Source organism: Pseudomonas sp. UBT (assembly GCF_050915955.1).
GTDB lineage: Bacteria > Pseudomonadota > Gammaproteobacteria > Pseudomonadales > Pseudomonadaceae > Aquipseudomonas > Aquipseudomonas antarctica_A.
This window is the reverse complement of the sequence record NZ_CP168079.1, coordinates 3,964,308-3,981,054: the sequence shown is the minus strand read 5'-3', so window position 1 is coordinate 3,981,054 and position 16,747 is coordinate 3,964,308. Positions and strand designations below refer to the sequence as shown.

At 60.6% G+C, this 16,747-nt stretch carries 13 protein-coding genes; 5 read left to right on the top strand and 8 right to left on the bottom strand.

Annotation, left to right across the window (positions count from 1 at the left end; all coding sequences use genetic code 11):
• Positions 1–224: 224 nt before the first annotated feature.
• Entirely contained in the window at positions 225–860 is a 636-nt protein-coding gene (locus tag ACDZ94_RS18365; RefSeq protein WP_064451049.1) for a TetR/AcrR family transcriptional regulator, read from the bottom strand.
• Positions 861–953: 93 nt separating this feature from the next.
• On the opposite strand from ACDZ94_RS18365, the gene ACDZ94_RS18360 reads away from it, so the two are divergent.
• The 3 genes from ACDZ94_RS18360 to ACDZ94_RS18350 are packed head-to-tail and all read left to right on the top strand — an operon-like array spanning position 954 to position 5,722.
• Complete coding sequence (locus ACDZ94_RS18360) at positions 954–2,054, top strand: efflux RND transporter periplasmic adaptor subunit (protein WP_221294080.1); 1,101 nt, start codon at positions 954–956, stop codon at positions 2,052–2,054.
• Positions 2,055–2,060: 6 nt separating this feature from the next.
• On the top strand, positions 2,061–5,126 hold the full coding sequence (locus ACDZ94_RS18355) for an efflux RND transporter permease subunit (protein WP_432750561.1): 3,066 nt from the start codon (positions 2,061–2,063) through the stop codon (positions 5,124–5,126).
• A 2-nt stretch (positions 5,127–5,128) separates the two neighbouring features.
• A complete protein-coding gene (locus ACDZ94_RS18350; RefSeq protein WP_064451052.1) occupies positions 5,129–5,722 on the top strand; it encodes a LysE family translocator in 594 nt (197 codons plus the stop codon).
• Between the two features lie 482 nt (positions 5,723–6,204).
• Here the strand turns inward: ACDZ94_RS18350 and ACDZ94_RS18345 are convergent, their stop codons facing one another.
• Genes ACDZ94_RS18345 through plsB form a run of 3 tightly spaced genes read right to left on the bottom strand, consistent with a single transcriptional unit; the run spans position 6,205 to position 9,906 of the window.
• A complete protein-coding gene (locus ACDZ94_RS18345; RefSeq protein ID WP_064451053.1) occupies positions 6,205–6,894 on the bottom strand; it encodes a DUF4197 domain-containing protein in 690 nt (229 codons plus the stop codon).
• 39 nt (positions 6,895–6,933) lie between these two features.
• The gene (locus tag ACDZ94_RS18340) at positions 6,934–7,335 is read right to left on the bottom strand and encodes a YbaY family lipoprotein (protein ID WP_432750560.1); all 402 of its coding nucleotides are present in this window, start codon (positions 7,333–7,335) and stop codon (positions 6,934–6,936) included.
• Positions 7,336–7,386: 51 nt separating this feature from the next.
• On the bottom strand, positions 7,387–9,906 hold the full coding sequence (gene plsB / locus ACDZ94_RS18335; RefSeq protein ID WP_064451055.1) for a glycerol-3-phosphate 1-O-acyltransferase PlsB: 2,520 nt from the start codon (positions 9,904–9,906) through the stop codon (positions 7,387–7,389).
• A gap of 182 nt (positions 9,907–10,088) precedes the next feature.
• Here plsB and ACDZ94_RS18330 point away from each other — a divergent pair, with 182 nt between their 5' ends.
• On the top strand, positions 10,089–10,298 hold the full coding sequence (locus ACDZ94_RS18330) for a cold-shock protein (protein WP_032891681.1): 210 nt from the start codon (positions 10,089–10,091) through the stop codon (positions 10,296–10,298).
• Between the two features lie 70 nt (positions 10,299–10,368).
• On the opposite strand, the gene ACDZ94_RS18325 is transcribed toward ACDZ94_RS18330, so the two are convergent.
• The 4 genes from ACDZ94_RS18325 to ACDZ94_RS18310 form a co-directional block, all read right to left on the bottom strand.
• On the bottom strand, positions 10,369–10,746 hold the full coding sequence (locus tag ACDZ94_RS18325; protein ID WP_221294082.1) for a hypothetical protein: 378 nt from the start codon (positions 10,744–10,746) through the stop codon (positions 10,369–10,371).
• Positions 10,747–10,800: 54 nt separating this feature from the next.
• Positions 10,801–11,610: a putative RNA methyltransferase gene (locus ACDZ94_RS18320; RefSeq protein ID WP_432750559.1), complete on the bottom strand. Its 810-nt coding sequence runs from the start codon at positions 11,608–11,610 to the stop codon at positions 10,801–10,803.
• Positions 11,610–12,761 (bottom strand): succinyl-diaminopimelate desuccinylase, encoded by a 1,152-nt coding sequence (gene dapE, locus ACDZ94_RS18315; protein ID WP_221294084.1) that lies wholly within the window; start codon positions 12,759–12,761, stop codon positions 11,610–11,612. Before dapE ends, ACDZ94_RS18320 begins: the two co-directional genes overlap by 1 nt.
• 255 nt (positions 12,762–13,016) lie before the next feature.
• Positions 13,017–15,608, bottom strand: a complete 2,592-nt coding sequence (locus ACDZ94_RS18310) for a glycosyltransferase (protein ID WP_064451059.1) — start codon at positions 15,606–15,608, stop codon at positions 13,017–13,019.
• 217 nt (positions 15,609–15,825) lie between these two features.
• Here ACDZ94_RS18310 and tcdA point away from each other — a divergent pair, with 217 nt between their 5' ends.
• Entirely contained in the window at positions 15,826–16,635 is an 810-nt protein-coding gene (gene tcdA / locus ACDZ94_RS18305) for a tRNA cyclic N6-threonylcarbamoyladenosine(37) synthase TcdA (RefSeq protein WP_407017898.1), read from the top strand.
• Positions 16,636–16,747 lie beyond the last annotated feature (112 nt).

The window sequence follows — 16,747 nt, the reverse complement described above, 5'->3', positions numbered from 1 at the left end:
GCCGTAAGGGCGGAACCCATGTCAGCCGTGACCCAAACAACGGATATGTACTCAGCGCCCCCCCCGACAACCACAGCACTCAACCCGTAAAAAAAATGTGTAGATACCTATGCTCATCGCAGGCAAGCCCTGCTCCCACAGGAGAATGCATTCCAGCATGAGAACACGGTCAACGGTGGGAGCTGGCTTGCCTGCGATAGCGCCAGTAAGGGCGGCACAAGACTTCAGGCCCTATAGGCCCGCATAAACAACCCCACCACTTCCTGCACATGGGCTTCGGCGGCTTCCTCATTCAGTGGCCCGCCGCAGCCATACAGCAAGCAGAAATTCGCCGTGCCCTTGAGCAGGCAAAAGAAATGCTCGGCCGCCGTCAACGGTTTGTCGATGCTCAGGGCGCCGCTCTGGTCGATCCGGCTGAGCAGGCGCTCCATGCCCTGCAGCATGCGCATGGGACCGGCTTCGAAGAAAATCTGCGAGAGTTTCACGTCCTGATTGCCGGTGGTCATCATCAGGCGATGCAGGTTCACCGACTCCTCGCTGTTGATCAGCCGATGGAACCCCCGCGCGATGTTCAACAACACAGTCTCCACCGGCATGCCTTCGGGCAATTCGAAGTACATCACCGGCAATTGCTCCTCGCACTTGGCCACGACGGCGGCGGTGAACAAGGTCTCTTTGTCGGTGAAGTGGCTGTAGACCGTCAGTTTTGACACGCCGGCCTCCAGGGCCACGGCATCCATGCTGGTGCTGGCGTAGCCATTGCTCAAAAACAGAATTTTAGCTGCTTCGAGAATTGCCTGGCGTTTTGCCATGTCCTTGGGACGCCCGGGGCTATTGGTGTTCACTCGATTGTCGGACATTTTCACCTTTAATACTGGACTGGCGAGTTTGGTATTAATAACATACCGGCCAGTATAATTATTCCTAGCTCCATTTGCGAAAGGTCCTTCAGCATGCGCAGCACTTTCCTGCCCCTTGCGTTGCCTGTCAGCCTGGTCTTCCTATTGGCCGCCTGCGGCCATGAAGAAGCGGCCCAAACCACTGTCCGCCCGGCGATGGTGGTGCAACCGCAGCCTTCCGCCCAGGCAATGGACAGCTACCCGGGTGAAGTACGTGCCCGTTATGAGCCGGATCTGGCCTTTCGTATTGGCGGTAAAGTCAGCAAGCGGCTGGTGGAGGAGGGCGAGCGGGTCAAGGCTAACCAGCCGCTGGCAGAGCTCGACCCGCAGGATGTGCGCCTGCAACTGGAAGCCACGCGTGCCCAGGTTGCCGCCGCCGAGGCCAACCTGAGCCTGGTGCGCGCCGAGCGTGACCGCTACAAGACCCTGATGGACCGTCAGATGGTCAGCCGCTCGCAGTACGACAATTCCGAAAACCTTTACCGATCCGGTGAAGCGCGCCTGAAGCAGATAAAGGCCGAATTCGATGTATCGAGCAACCAGGCTGGCTATGCGGTGCTGCGCGCCCCACAGGACGGTGTCGTCGCCAAGCGCGCGGTGGAAGTCGGCCAAGTGGTGTCCGCCGGCCAAACCGTGTTCACCCTGGCCACCGATGGTGAGCGCGAAGTGCTGATCAGCCTGCCCGAGCAAGGCTTCGGCCGGTTCAAGATCGGCCAGCCGGTGTCGGTGGAGTTGTGGAGCCAGCCAGACCAACGCTTTACCGGGCGCATCCGTGAGTTGTCGCCCGCAGCCGATCCTAAATCGCGCACATTCGCTGCTCGCGTCGCCTTCACGGGTGGCAAAGTCCCGGCCGAACTGGGCCAGAGTGCCCGAGTTTTCATACAGGCTGACGGCGTAATTCCTCTGTCGGTACCGCTGTCTGCCCTGAGTGCGGAGAACGGCGCGTCCTTCGTTTGGCGTGTGCAACCTGACAACACGCTGAAACGCACACCGGTGCGCATTGGCGCCTTTGGCGAGAAAACCGTGCCGGTCCTCGAAGGCTTGGCCCCCACCGACTGGGTGATTGCAGCGGGCGTGCATGTGCTTCATGAGGGCCAGCAAGTGCGCCCGGTGGATCGCTCCAACCGAGTTGTGAATCTGGCGGCCAAGGAGTAGTCCCCGATGGGTTTCAATCTTTCCGAATGGGCGTTGCGTAATCGCCAGATCGTACTGTTCCTGATGATCCTGCTGGCTGTGGTCGGCACTCTGTCCTACACCAAGCTGGGGCAAAGCGAAGACCCACCGTTCACGTTCAAGGCCATGGTCATCAAGACCAATTGGCCCGGGGCCACCGCCCAGGAAGTCTCGCGCCAGGTCACCGAGCGTATCGAGAAAAAACTCATGGAGACTGGCGACTACGAGCGCATCGTTTCCTTCTCGCGGCCCGGTGAGTCGCAAGTCACCTTTGTGGCCCGCGACTCGATGCACTCCGCGCAGATTCCGGACCTGTGGTACCAGGTGCGCAAGAAGATCAGTGACATTCGCCAAACCTTGCCGCCGGACATCCAGGGGCCGTTTTTCAACGATGAGTTCGGCACCACCTTCGGCAATATCTACGCGCTGACCGGCGATGGCTTCGACTACGCCGTGCTCAAGGACTACGCCGATCGCATCCAGATTCAACTGCAGCGTGTGCCGGATGTGGGCAAGGTCGAGCTGCTTGGGCTGCAGGACGAGAAAATCTGGATCGAGCTGTCCAACCTCAAACTGGCCACCCTCGGCCTGCCCCTGGCGGCAGTGCAGCAGGCATTGCAGGAGCAGAACGCCGTGTCTACGGCCGGCTTCTTTGAAACCCCGACCGAACGTGTGCAACTGCGCGTGTCAGGCAGCTTCAAAACTGTGGATGAGATCCGCAGTTTCCCGATTCGCGTGGGTGACCGCACGTTCCGCATTGGAGACGTGGCCGACATCCACCGTGGCTTCAACGACCCACCGGCACCGCGCATGCGTTATATGGGCGCGGACGCCATCGGCCTGGCCGTGGCCATGCGTGATGGCGGCGACATTCTGGTATTGGGCAAGGCCCTCGAAGGCGAATTCGCACGCCTGCAGAAGAACCTTCCGGCTGGCATGGAACTGCGCAAGGTGTCGGACCAGCCGGCGGCAGTGAAAACCAGCGTCGGTGAATTCGTCCAAGTATTGGCCGAGGCGTTGGCCATCGTCTTGCTGGTGAGCTTTTTCTCACTTGGGGTGCGCACCGGTATGGTCGTGGCCCTGGCGATTCCGCTGGTGCTGGCGATGACCTTTGCAACCATGTATTACCTCGGTATCGGCCTGCACAAAATCTCCCTCGGTGCGTTGGTGCTGGCCTTGGGGTTGCTGGTCGACGACGCCATCATCGCCGTGGAAATGATGGCGATCAAAATGGAGCAGGGTTACGACCGGATCAAGGCCGCCAGCTTTGCCTGGACCAGCACCGCGTTCCCCATGCTGACTGGCACGTTGATCACGGCGGCGGGCTTCCTGCCGATTGCCACCGCACAATCGAGCACCGGCGAATACACCCGTTCGATCTTCCAGGTGGTGACCATTGCTTTGCTGGCCTCTTGGGTCGCTGCGGTGGTGTTTGTGCCGTACCTGGGAGAAAAACTCCTGCCGGACCTGGCGAAAATTCACGCGGCCAAACACGGCACCGATGGCCCCGATCCTTACGGTACGCCGTTCTACCAGCGCGTAAGACGTTTGGTTGAATGGTGTGTGCGTCGACGCAAGACAGTAATTGTCCTGACCCTGCTGCTGTTTATCGGCTCGGTGGCGCTGTTCCGATTTGTGCCGCAACAGTTCTTTCCCGCTTCCGGTCGCCTGGAGTTGATGGTTGACCTGAAACTGGCGGAAGGCGCTTCCCTGAGCAACACTGCCGACCAGGTCAAACGCCTGGAAGCCTTGCTCAAGGAGCATGCAGGCATCGAAAACTATGTGGCCTACGTCGGCACCGGTTCGCCGCGTTTCTATCTGCCCCTGGACCAGCAACTGCCGGCTGCAAGCTTCGCGCAATTTGTGGTGCTGGCCAAAACCATCGAAGAGCGCGAAAGCCTGCGCACCTGGCTGATCGAAACCCTTAACGAGCAATTCCCCGAACTGCGCTCGCGGGTCACGCGCCTGGAGAACGGCCCGCCCGTGGGCTATCCGGTGCAGTTTCGTGTGACCGGCGAACACATCGAAGAAGTCCGCGCCTTGGCCCGCAAAGTGGCGGCCAGGGTGCGCGAAAATACCCATGTGGTTAACGTGCACCTGGACTGGGAAGAACCGAGCAAAGTTGTCTACCTCAGTATCGACCAGGACCGCGCCCGTGCCCTTGGCGTAAGCACCGCCAACCTGTCGAAATTCCTGCAGAGTTCACTGACCGGTTCCACCGTCAGCCAATTTCGCGAGGACAACGAGTTGATCGAAATCCTCCTGCGCGGCACCGTGCATGAGCGCACCGAGTTGTCGTTGCTGCCGAGCCTGGCGGTGCCGACCGACAATGGCAAAAGCGTGGCGCTGTCGCAGATTGCCACCCTCGAATACGGCTTCGAAGAGGGCATTATCTGGCATCGCAACCGCCTGCCGACCGTCACCGTGCGCGCCGACATCTACGGCAAGGAACAACCAGCGACGCTGGTGCAGCAGATACTGCCAACACTCGCAGGCGTGCGTGCAGAACTGCCGGACGGCTACTTGCTCGAAGTTGGCGGCACGGTCGAGGATTCCGCCCGTGGCCAGAACTCGGTCAAGGCCGGTGTGCCTCTGTTCATCGTGGTGGTGCTGACTCTGCTGATGCTGCAACTGCGCAGTTTCTCACGCACTGCGATGGTGTTTCTGACGGCACCGCTGGGCTTGATCGGGGTGACCTTGTTCCTGCTGGTATTCCGCCAGCCCTTCGGCTTCGTCGCCATGTTGGGGACCATCGCCTTGTCGGGGATGATCATGCGCAACTCGGTGATCCTGGTGGACCAGATCGAACAGGACATCAAGGCTGGATTGGCGCCATGGCAGGCGATCATTGAAGCCACCGTCCGACGCTTCCGCCCTATTGTGCTGACAGCCCTGGCGGCGGTGCTGGCGATGATTCCGCTGTCACGCAGCGTGTTCTTCGGGCCGATGGCGGTGGCGATTATGGGAGGATTGATTGTGGCGACGGCGTTGACCCTATTGTTCTTGCCAGCCCTGTATGCTGCGTGGTTCCGAGTGAGGAAGGACGTCGCGTAATCATGCTGGCCACCGTTTCAGCCCTGATGTTGTTGTTGCTCGCCCCAGGCCCGACCAACACCCTGCTGTTCCGTGCGGGGGTGTTGTTCGGGTATCGGGCTTCGTGGACGCTGGTCTTTATCGAATGCCTGGCCTACTTGTTACAGGTGTCGGTGTGGGGCGTGGCGTTGCTTTATCTCGCGGCCTATTCGCCAGGGATGTTGAACATCACGCAACTGGCGGCGGCCTGCTACTTGTTGTATGTCTCGTTCAAGCTGTGGCAGCGCAAAAGCAGTGCTATCACTGCGACCGGGGATGGTTTTTCCGGCCTGTATTTTTTCTGGCTCACCGTGATGAACCCCAAAGGCCTGCTGATCGTTTCGTTTATCGCACCGGCCAGCGCCTTTGCTTCGCTGCAAGGCTATATAGGGTTCATGACCACCCTTGCGTTGGTGGTGATACCGGTAGGGGCTGCGTGGATCGTGCTGGGCAGCCGCTTTGAAGGCATTCAGAAGACGTGGCTCACTCCATTGAAGATCAACCGCGCGACATCCGTGGCCATCGGCTGTTTTGCAACGATCATGATCGGGCGGCTGGCGAGTTCGGTCATTCATTGATTTACATGCTGATGCAAACAGGCATCGGCGGCTGTGGAACGTTCGCCTTTTTCACTCCACTCAGCATTGCCTGATGGACAGGCACGGGTTTCGACTTCGCCTGTTGGGGGTCGGGCCTGATTCAATGAGTTTATGGAGTGTCATATGTCGTTTTGTACTGCGATTGCTGCTTTCAAAGAGGCGTTTTTCGAGGCATTGGTGGGCAATCATTTGCCTTGCAAACAGGTTGAGACCACCAGGGCGAAGAGACCGGTGTATGGACAGCCCGGGCCTCGCCGCCCTTATTCCGCCCAGCCAGTTGTAGGGCATACCCAATCCGCCAAGCCGAGCCACGGTAAACCGCACCCACAGCCATACCCGATCTGTGAGCAGCCATTGCCCTATAGGCCTTTGTATCCGCTGTTTCGCTAGCGCAAGACAACTGCGCCCAGGTGTGTCAGGAACTACCTTGGCGCAGAAGAGTGAAGGGTGACTCTGAGATATTACAGCGCGCCAAACACCTTCTTCGCCAGGCTGGTGGCCGCAGCCGCCGGGTTCTTGCGAATGGTTTCTTCCTGCTGCGCAATCATTTTGAACAAGCCGTCCAGCGCCTGTTCGGTCACGTAGCTTTCGACGTTGGCACTTTTGGCATCAACCGCGCCAAATGCCGCGGCCTTGCCCGCCAGGGCGTTGTACTGCTGTGCCACGCCAACCTTGTCGGTAGCGGCCTTGACGATCGGCAGGAACTTGGCGCGGATCTCTTCGCGGCTGCTTTTGTTCAGGTATTGAGTCGCCGAGTCCTGGCCACCGGTGAGGATGCCCTTGGCGTCGGTCACGCTCATGTTTTTTACCGCATTGACCAGAATCGGTTGCGCCTGGGTCACGGCAGTTTCAGCCGCCTTGTTCATGCTGGTTTCCAACTGTGTGACTTGATCACCCATGCCGAACATCTTCAGCTTGTCGGCCACTTTGCCGAGCTTGCCTGGCAGACCGATTTTCACTTCCGGGTTGTTGCTGAAACCACCGGGTACGCCCAGTTGTTTCACGGCGATCTGTGCGCCCTGGGTCAGTGCGTCCTTGAGGCCGCCGCTGGCGTCGCTCTGGGACAGGCTGCCAAGCGACAGCGCCATGGCGTTGGCGCCAAGCAGCAGGCCGGCGCACAGGGCTGTGAGGCGAAGGGAGTTACGGAGCATGGGCGCTTCCTTTTGATCGGGCTTATGTTCTGGAAAATATCAGTGTGCGACCGCATCCACCCGCAGGCGCAGCGGTTGTGGGTCTTGACCATTAAGCTGCACAGCGTGCCGTTCGGTGGTGATAAACAGTAGCTTGCCATCCAGCTCGATACGAGCGCTCACCGAGTAAGTGTGCCCTGGCTTGATGTGGGCCGGGTCGTAGCTCAGGTGAAACGGCAGTGGCACCTGGCCTTTTACCGGGCCTTTCTGTTCGGCGAGGGTCACGGCCGGGGCGTCCATCAAGGACACGTCCTGCAGGATGACGCTCAAGGTGGCGGCGGGCGGGAGGGCAATGCGTTGCAGGTAGAACACTTCGCCGTCGAGGCTGGCTTTGGCGGCAGGGTTCATGGATTGGCAGGCTCCGAGCAGGGCGGTCAGGCCGAGGAGGATGATCTTTTTCATGGTACAGCTCCTTTTCAAAGGCGCCGGAATCCGCCCGACGCCTCATTCAATCTAGCGGCTTTCTTCAGGTTTGACCGGCTCAGGTTCGACTGGCGCCTCGGCTGCGCCATCAACGCGATGCAACGCCACCTGCCGGATCGACAGGCGAATATCGGCTGGCAGCACGCGCTTCGCTGCGCCTTCAGCCAGTTCACCGAGCAGGTCGTGGTAGCTCAACTTGCCGGCTTCATCGCGGCGCAGCACATCTTGCTCCAGCAAAGTCTGGATGAAATGTCGGAAAAGGCTCTTGTCGAAGAACTCCGGGGCATTGAGGCCATGCAGGATCGACAGGCGCTGGGCCATGATCGTGCACAGGTCTTCCAGCTCCTCGGCGCTGATGCTGTTCTGGCCGCTGTTGAGCAGCAGCGAGATCGCCATGTAGAAGCGTTGCAGGGTCTGGGCGATGCTCTTGGACAGCAGCGTCAGCAGCACAAAGTGCCGCGAACTGGGGGCCGGGCGCAGGTAGACGTCGTTTTCGAAACGCAGCAGGCCTTGCTCGACAAACGCCTCAAGCCACTGGTCAACCACCGCGTCCAACTCCTCCAGCGACCAGCGGATAAACAACTCCGATTGCAGGTACGGATAGAGCGCGCGGGTGTAACGCAGGATTTGTTCGCGACTCATCCGCGAGCTGCTTTGGAAGAAGCTTGCCAGCAGTGCGGGCAGGGCGAAGATGTGCAGCACGTTGTTGCGGTAATAGGTCATCAGGACGGCATTCTGCTCGTCCAGGTACAGGATCTTGCCAAGGGCGTCACTTTGCTCGGACAACAGGTCCATGTCCTTGACGTGCTTGATCAACGCCATGCCATCGCCTTCCGGCAAGGTGGTATGCGGCGAGTACGGCACGCGGCGCAGCAGCGCGAGGTACAGGTCCAACTGACGCGCCATGGCCTGTTCGTCCAGGGCCAGGCGGGTGGTGGACAGTAGCGCCAGCGCCACCAGGTTCACCGGGTTGACTGCGGCGGCTTCGTTCAAGTGGCGCGCCACCTGCTCACCGAGGCGGTTGGTGGTTTCGTTGAGCCAGGCGGGTTTGTAGTTCGGCCCCAGCTCCTGGCTGCGCCAGTCAGGTTGCTCGGTGTCGAGGAACTCGGCCAGCTTGATCGGTTCGCCGAAATTGACCGCGACTTGGCCAAAGCGCTGCTTGAGCGCGCCGACCACTTTGAAAATATCAAAGATCGATTCTTTCTTCTTGCTCGCGCCACGCAGCTCGCCGAGGTAAGTGCGGCCTTCCAGCACACGCTCATAGCCGATATACACCGGCACAAACACGATCGGCATGCGCGAAGAGCGCAGGAAACTGCGCAGGGTGATTGCCAGCATTCCGGTTTTCGGTTGCAGCATGCGCCCGGTGCGCGAGCGCCCGCCTTCCACGAAGTACTCCACCGGGAAACCCTTGGTGAACAGCGTGTGCAGGTATTCGTTGAACACCGAGGTATACAGCGGGTTGCCCTTGAAGGTGCGGCGCATGAAAAACGCACCGCCACGGCGCAGCAGGCTGCCGATCACCGGCATGTTCAGGTTGATGCCGGCGGCGATGTGCGGCGGGGTCAGGCCATTCTTGAACAGCAGGTACGAGAGCAGCAGGTAGTCGATATGGCTACGGTGGCAAGGCACGTAGATCACCTCATAACCCTGGGCAACCTTTTGCACACCCTCGATGTTATTGACCTTGATGCCGTCGTAGATCTTGTTCCAGAACCAGCTCAGTACCACTTCGAGAAAGCGGATCGCGGTGTAGGTGTAGTCCGAGGCGATCTCGTTGCCGTAGCGCAGGGCTTGGGCCTTGGCTTTTTCCGGGGTGATTTTTTCGCGTTCGGCCTCTTCACTGATGGCTTGGCGCACCAGCGGCATATTGACCAGGCCCTTCACCAAATTGCGGCGGTGGGACAGGTCAGGACCGATCACGGCGGTCTTCAGGTTACGAAAGTGCACACGCAGGATGCGCTGGGCCATCCGCACGGTGCGTTCGTGACCTTTATTGTGCTCGATCAATTCACGCAGGTTGATAGGCGCGGAGAATTGTACGCGGGTCTTGCGACCCAGGATCAGGATGCTCAACAGCCGGCGTAGACGGCCGGTGACGGCCCAGCTGTCGGCAAACAGCAGTTTCCATGGGCTGGACTCGCTCTCGGGCGACTGCCCCCAGAACACGCTGACGGGAATGATTTGTGCATTCTCTTCGGCGTGTTCGGTCAGGGTGTTGACCAGCCGGGTCAGGGTCGGCGGCGCGCCGCGCTTGTCCTGGCGGCCAAGCCAGTCCGGCTCCGGCGTGAGGTAGAAGAATGCGGCGGGTTCGATCAGCGGGCCTACCGATACCGGCAGCACCGGGCGCGGCAGGCCGGCCTTGGTGCACTCGGTATCGACCACGGCCAATTCGGTGAGGGAGGGCGATTGCAGGACGTAGAACACCGGCCGGCTGCGGTCGAGGTTAAGGGTTAGGGACGACTGGTTGATCGTCTCGGAGCGAACCCAGAGGTACAACAGTCGGCGCAAGGTGCCAAACACCAGACGGCGGAACGGGGAGCGGGTCATAGGCGTGCTGCTTCAAGTGGAAAAAACCGAGCAGGCGCTCGGGTGGGTAGTGTGCCGTATTCGCCGAAAATCGGCAAAAAAGCGGCGATGTAAACTTGAGTTGATCGTTTTTGAGCCTGTCTTATACTCGGCAGTTCAATGCGAACGACTCAACAATAAAAATGCATGTGGGAGTAAGACAGATGGCAACGCGCGAAACCGGCAATGTGAAGTGGTTCAACGATGCAAAAGGCTATGGCTTTATTCAGCGTGAGGACGGCAAGGATGTGTTTGTGCACTACCGCGCCATTCGCGGTGATGGCCACCGTTCATTGGCCGAAGGCCAGCAGGTGGAGTACGCCGTGGTGACCGGCGAGAAGGGGTTGCAGGCGGAGGATGTGGTCGGCCTGTAAGGCCGAGCCGCAAGTGACAAGCCTCAAGCTGCAAGCGGTTTTGCTTGAGGCTTGAGGCTTGTAGCTGCTCTTAAGCCGTTTTCCAGGTGATCTGCTCTTCACCGTCCACGCTGATGCGAATCCAGGTGTCAGCGCTTTCCTCGCCTTCTTCCTCAACCCAGCTACCCGGCGCGCAACGCACTTCGACGTTCAGCGCAGCAAACGCAGCGCGGGCGCACGCGATGTCGTCGTCCCACGGGGTCTGGTCGCTTTCCAGGTACAGGCTGTTCCATTTGCCGACGGCTTTTGGCAGCCAGGTGACCGGCACGCTGCCGGCCTTGCACTTGTAGGTCTGGCCTCTCTGGACCCAGTCGGTGCACGGGCCCAGGGCGGCGCCCAGCCAGGCGGCAATGGCCTTGTAGTCGACGTCGGCGTCCTTCAGGTAAATCTCGATATCAGGTTGGCGCATGGATGTTCCTCGTTGCGGGATTCGAAAATCCATTCGCGGATGCTTAAAAGTCGGTTATTGAAGCACGAAATAATCGTAGCGCATCGACACAGTGACCTGCAGCGGCTCGGCGGTCTCAATCACTTCGGCGCGGCGCTCGGCACTCGCGCGCCAGCCGTGGGGCGTCATCGCCAGCAGGTTGGCGCGGTCTTTGGGTTCGGCCAGGCTCAGGGTGAACGCCAGGGTTTCGCTGTGGGCCAGGCTCATGCCGTCCGGCACCAGGGCCAAATGCTTGTCGTCGGTGTATTCACGCACTTCGTCGTACAGGCGCTCGCGCAGTTCCATCAGGTGGCCCGCGGTCGGGCCAACTTTCATCAAGCCGCCACCGGGGCTGAGCAGGCGTTTGGCCTCCTGCCAGTCCAATGGGCTGAACACGCTGGCGAGGAACTGGCAGCTGGCATCGGCCAACGGCACGCGGGCCATGCTGGCGATCAACCAGGTCAGCGCCGGGTTGCGTTTGCACGCGCGCTTGACGGCTTCCCTGGAGATATCCAGCGCGTAGCCGTCGGCATCGGGCAGGGCTTCGGCGAGTTGCGCGGTGTAGTAACCCTCGCCACAGCCGATGTCCACCCAACGCTGTGGCGCGCGCTCGGCGGCCAGTTCGGCCAGGCGCTTGGCCACCGGGGCGTAGTGCCCGGCGTTGAGGAAGTCGCGGCGTGCTTCGACCATGGCCAGGTTATCGCCCGGGTCGCGGCTGTTCTTGTGCTGCACCGGCAACAGGTTCAGGTAACCCTGGCGCGCACGGTCGAAACGGTGCCCGACCGGGCACGCCACGCCATTGTCCACCGCGTTGAGCGGTGCGCTGCAAATGGGGCAAGCGAGCATCAGGCGAGCAACTTGATCAGGGTTTGGTAATAGATTTCGGTCAGCACGTCGAGGTCGCTGGCCAGGATACGTTCGTTGACCTGGTGGATCGTCGCGTTGACCGGGCCCAGCTCGACCACTTGGGTGCCCAGCGTGGCGATGAAACGCCCGTCGGACGTACCGCCGCTGGTGGAGGCCTTGGTCTCGCGGCCGGTAATTGCCTTGATGCTGGCCGATACCGCATCCAGCAACGCGCCCGGTTCGGTGAGGAACGGCAGACCTGACAGCGCCCACTCTACGTGCCAGTCCAGGCCATGTTTGTCGAGGATCGCCGCAACGCGCTGTTGCAAGCCTTCCACGGTGGATTCAGTGGAAAAGCGGAAATTGAACACCGCCGTCAGGTCACCGGGGATCACGTTGGTGGCGCCGGTGCCGGAGTTGAGGTTGGAAATCTGGAAGCTGGTCGGCGGGAAGAAGGTATTGCCGTCGTCCCAATGCTCGGCGGCCAATTCGGCCAGGGCCGGTGCGGCCAGGTGGATCGGGTTCTTCGCCAGGTGTGGATACGCCACGTGGCCTTGTACACCGCGCACGGTCAGGGTGGCGCCGAGAGAGCCACGACGGCCGTTCTTGACCACATCGCCCACCAGGGTCGTGCTCGACGGTTCGCCGACGATGCACCAGTCCAGGCGCTCCTTGCGTGCCGCCAGCCGCTCGATCACAGCCTTGGTGCCATGGTGCGCCGGGCCTTCTTCATCGCTGGTGATCAGGAAGGCTACCGAGCCCTTGTGGTCCGGGTAGTCGGTAACGAAACGCTCGGATGCCACCAGCATTGCCGCCAGGCTGCCTTTCATGTCTGCCGCACCACGGCCGCAAAGCATGCCGTCTTCGTCGATCAACGCGTCGAACGGGTCGTTCTGCCAGGCCTGCACCGGGCCGGTCGGGACCACGTCGGTGTGGCCGGCAAAGCACAGCACCGGGCCTTCATGGTTGCCGTGGGTGGCCCAGAAATTGTCCACGTCCTCGATGCGCATTGGCTCAAGCTTGAAACCGGCGTCGCCCAGGCGCTGCATCATCAGCTTCTGGCAGTCGGCGTCGATCGGTGTGACCGACGGGCGACGGATCAGGTCGATAGCGAGTTGAAGGGTCGGCGAAAGGTCGGCATGGGCCGTCATGGGGAAACTCCGGGAAGCGTGTAAGGGGCGCGCAGGACGAATGTGGAATACAGATCTTGAAACGGCGCAGGTTCAATGTGGGAGCTGGCTTGCCTGCGATAGCATCGCCGCGGTGTACCTGCCAGACCGCGGCGTCTGCATCGCAGGCAAGCCAGCTCCCACAGAAAGCAGGGCTGGGCCAAGTCTCACAAAACGGCCGTTATCTTATAGCAAAACGGCGGCCAGAGGCCGCCGTTTAGTGCATTGCGCAAGTTTTTACTCTGCCGTTGCCGGCTCACCCTTCGGCGCCGGTTTTGGCAGCGACGAGAGGAACGCCATGATCAACGCCGCCACGTACGGCAGCGATTGCACCAGCAGCATCACTACCCAGAAGCGAATGTCATTGCTCGGCAGGCCCTGCACCAGGTAGATCCCCAGCGCCGCGCCCCACAACAGCAGCATGATGAACATTTCTTCGCGGGCTTCGGAAATGGCTACCCAGAAGCCGTGGTTATCCGCGTTTTTCGGTGTACGAAAGAACGGAATACTGGTGGTGAAGAAACCATACAGCACCGCCTTGGCGATGGTGTGAGACAACGCCAACCCGGCCAGGGCCGCGCAGAACGCGTCCTTGAGGTTCACGCCGACTGCACGGCGGTATAGAAAGACGATCTTGCCCACCTTGAACACGAACAGCGCCAAGGGTGGAATCGCGAAAATCAGCAGCGGCGGATCGACACGGGTCGGCACGATGATCATCGCCGCGGACCACAACAAGGCGCCGACGGTGAAGAAGATGTTCATGCCGTCCGCCACCCACGGCAACCAGCCCGCCAGGAAGTGGTAGCGCTGGCCACGGGTCAGCTCGGTGCCCTTACCGCGCAAGAGGCTGGCGGTGTGACGCTTGATGATCTGAATCGCCCCGTAGGCCCAGCGGAAACGCTGTTTCTTGAAGTCGATAAAGGTGTCCGGCATCAGGCCTTTACCGTAGCTGTCGTGGTAATACGCCGCCGACAGACCTTTCTCGAATACGCGCAGGCCCAGTTCGGCGTCTTCACAGATGCACCAGTCGGCCCAGCCGAGTTCTTCGAGCACCGAGCGACGGGTCATGGTCATGGTGCCGTGCTGGATGATCGCGTCACGGTCGTTACGGGTGACCATGCCGATATGGAAGAAGCCTTTGTATTCCGCGTAGCAGAGCTTCTTGAAGGTGCTTTCGTTCTGGTCGCGGTAATCCTGCGGCGACTGCACCACGGCAATTTTCGGGTCGGCGAAGTGCGGCACCATGTGCTTGAGCCAGTTCGGCGACACGCAGTAGTCCGAGTCGATCACCGCAATCACTTCGGCATCCTTGGCGGTATGCGGGATCAAGTAGTTCAGCGCGCCGCCCTTGAAACCGGCCAGGGGCGAAACGTGGAAGAACTTGAAGCGCGGCCCGAGGGTTTCGCAATAATCGCGCACCGGTTCCCAAACAGCGGGGTCCTTGGTGTTGTTGTCGATGATCAGAACTTCGTAGTCCGGGTAATCCAGGGCGGCCAGGGCGTCGAGGGTCTGTTTGACCATCTCCGGCGGCTCGTTGTAGCACGGCACATGGATCGACACTTTCGGGCGGTAGTCCGAATCCCCTTCCACTGGCAGGAATTCACGTCGGCGTTTGTGAGTCCATACCGCTTCCGCCAATTCGTGGGCTTCGGTCAGCAACACGATAAACACGCCCAGCGCGCCGAGTGCCAGCAAGATCCCGACGGTCACACTGAACCAGGTGCTGTATTGCTGGCTGTAGTCGTAGCCGATCCACACAAGCACCGACCCGCACAGGAAGGCGATAAAGGTCAGGAAGGTCCGGCCACGCTGGCGCAGGGCCGAGCCGTCGATCATCAGCAAGGTCAGCGACAGCAGCGCGAGCACCACCGAGCCGATGGCCAGCACGCGCCATTGCGGGATCGCGACCACAGGGCCTTCAAAGTTGAATTTCTGCTGGCGCGCGGCGTTGTACACACCCCAGTAAGCACCGGCTGAACCTTCGTCGCTGACTTTCCACGGCTGGTCGAAGGCCTCGATCACGAAGTAGTTGTAGCCCTGGCGGTTCAGCTTGTTCACCAGCGTGCGCAGGTAAATCGCCTGGTCTGCCGGGGACGTTTCATTACCCCCACGCATGCGCCCGTTGCTCGGCCAGCCAACCTCCGACAGCAGCAGTGGTTTTTTCGGGAACAATTTCTTCAGGTCCCTGGCGCGGTCGAGTACGTACTGGCCGGCCTTGTCCATCGGAATAAATTCCCAGAACGGCAGGATGTGCGCGGCAATCAGGTCGACGTGCTTGGCCAGTTGCGGGTTCTTTTCCCAGATGTGCCATTGCTCGGACGTTGTCACCGGTACTTTCACGGCGCCGCGCACGCGATCGAGCAACACGATCAGCGCTTGCGGGGTAATTTCTTCACGGAACAACGCTTCGTTACCGACCACTACCCGCACGACGCTGCGCGAACTGTTGGCCAGTTCGATGGCGCGCTGGATTTCGCGTTCGTTACGTTCAAGGTCCGGGCTGATCCAGATACCCAGGGTCACGCGCAGACCGAACTCTTCGGCCAGCTTGGGGATATCCCCCAGGGTGCCGTCGACCGAGTAGGTACGGATGTTGTCCGTCAGCTTGCTCATGATCTCGAGGTCGCGACGCATTTCTTCGTCGCTTGGGTACTGGTCTTTCTGCGGGAACTGGCCTTGCTGGAACGGCGAGTAGGAAAACCCGGAGATCTGTTCGGGCCAGTTGGGGGCAGTGACCGGGCGGTTGATCAGCGCCCAGAAACCGGTGAACAGCGCGGCAATTGCCAGCACCACCACCAGGTTGAGTCCAAATTTACGCGATGACATAGCGATTTCGGGTTCCAAAGGGTGTGGAACGAAAAGAGGTGTCGGCCTACGCCGAACGGCGCGCATCCTACACCGGCCCGTCCCTGAGCGTATAGCAGACAGAGAAAAGCCGGACGTTAGTCAGCGAAACACCCTCTAAGTTCTTTACTTGTAGCTTGTCGCTTCGAACTTGTCGCTGCTTAGTCCATAATGCGCGCCGGTTTTTGGGGTAATGGTCATGAGCACAGAAGATCCGCGGTTTGCAGGCGTCGCCCGCTTGTATGGCATTGAAGGCCTGGAACGCTTGAAAGCGGCCCATGTGGCGATCGTCGGCGTCGGCGGCGTAGGGTCCTGGGCGGCGGAAGCCATTGCCCGCTGCGGGGTGGGCGAGATTTCGCTGTTTGACCTGGACGATGTCTGCGTCAGCAACAGCAACCGCCAGTTGCACGCGCTGGACAGCACCGTGGGCAAGCCCAAGGTCGAAGTGATGGCCGAGCGCCTGCGCGGCATCAACCCGGACTGCACGGTGCATGCGGTGGCGGACTTCGTCACGCGCGACACCATGGCCGAGTACATCACCCCGAATATCGATTGCGTGATCGACTGCATCGACGCCGTCAACGCCAAGGCGGCGCTGATTGCCTGGTGCAAGCGCCGCAAGATCCAGATCATCACCACCGGCGGCGCGGGCGGGCAGATCGACCCGACGCTGATCCAGGTCTGCGACTTGAACCGTACCTTCAACGATCCGTTGGCGTCGAAAGTGCGCTCCACGCTGCGCCGCGATTACGGTTTCTCCCGCACCGTGACCCGCCATTACAGCGTGCCCTGCGTGTTTTCCACCGAGCAGCTGCGCTATCCCAAGCCGGACGGCAGCATCTGTTTGCAGAAAAGTTTTGTCGGTGACGGCGTGAAGCTGGACTGCGCCGGTGGGTTTGGCGCGGTGATGATGGTGACGGCCACCTTCGGCATGGTGGCGGCGACCAAGGCAGTCGACAAGATTGTGGCCGGGGTGCGCAGGCCGTCCGAGCGGGTCAAGCCCGCCTGACTCTCGTTGCCCTGCGCAATTCTAAAATGTGGGAGCTGGCTTGCCTGCGATGCAGGCACCTCGGTCTTTCAGGGGGGGCCGCGCTGATGCAATCGCAGGCAAGCCAGCTCCC

Excerpts from the sequence above, each read along its gene's own strand:
- ACDZ94_RS18365 (WP_064451049.1), bottom strand. The coding sequence starts at position 860 with ATGTCCGACAATCGAGTGAACACCAATAGCCCCGGGCGTCCCAAGGAC.
- ACDZ94_RS18360 (WP_221294080.1), top strand. The coding sequence starts at position 954 with ATGCGCAGCACTTTCCTGCCCCTTGCGTTGCCTGTCAGCCTGGTCTTC.
- ACDZ94_RS18355 (WP_432750561.1), top strand. The coding sequence starts at position 2,061 with ATGGGTTTCAATCTTTCCGAATGGGCGTTGCGTAATCGCCAGATCGTA.
- ACDZ94_RS18350 (WP_064451052.1), top strand. The coding sequence starts at position 5,129 with ATGCTGGCCACCGTTTCAGCCCTGATGTTGTTGTTGCTCGCCCCAGGC.
- ACDZ94_RS18345 (WP_064451053.1), bottom strand. The coding sequence starts at position 6,894 with ATGCTCCGTAACTCCCTTCGCCTCACAGCCCTGTGCGCCGGCCTGCTG.
- ACDZ94_RS18340 (WP_432750560.1), bottom strand. The coding sequence starts at position 7,335 with ATGAAAAAGATCATCCTCCTCGGCCTGACCGCCCTGCTCGGAGCCTGC.
- plsB (WP_064451055.1), bottom strand. The coding sequence starts at position 9,906 with ATGACCCGCTCCCCGTTCCGCCGTCTGGTGTTTGGCACCTTGCGCCGA.
- ACDZ94_RS18330 (WP_032891681.1), top strand. The coding sequence starts at position 10,089 with ATGGCAACGCGCGAAACCGGCAATGTGAAGTGGTTCAACGATGCAAAA.
- ACDZ94_RS18325 (WP_221294082.1), bottom strand. The coding sequence starts at position 10,746 with ATGCGCCAACCTGATATCGAGATTTACCTGAAGGACGCCGACGTCGAC.
- ACDZ94_RS18320 (WP_432750559.1), bottom strand. The coding sequence starts at position 11,610 with ATGCTCGCTTGCCCCATTTGCAGCGCACCGCTCAACGCGGTGGACAAT.
- dapE (WP_221294084.1), bottom strand. The coding sequence starts at position 12,761 with ATGACGGCCCATGCCGACCTTTCGCCGACCCTTCAACTCGCTATCGAC.
- ACDZ94_RS18310 (WP_064451059.1), bottom strand. The coding sequence starts at position 15,608 with ATGTCATCGCGTAAATTTGGACTCAACCTGGTGGTGGTGCTGGCAATT.
- tcdA (WP_407017898.1), top strand. The coding sequence starts at position 15,826 with ATGAGCACAGAAGATCCGCGGTTTGCAGGCGTCGCCCGCTTGTATGGC.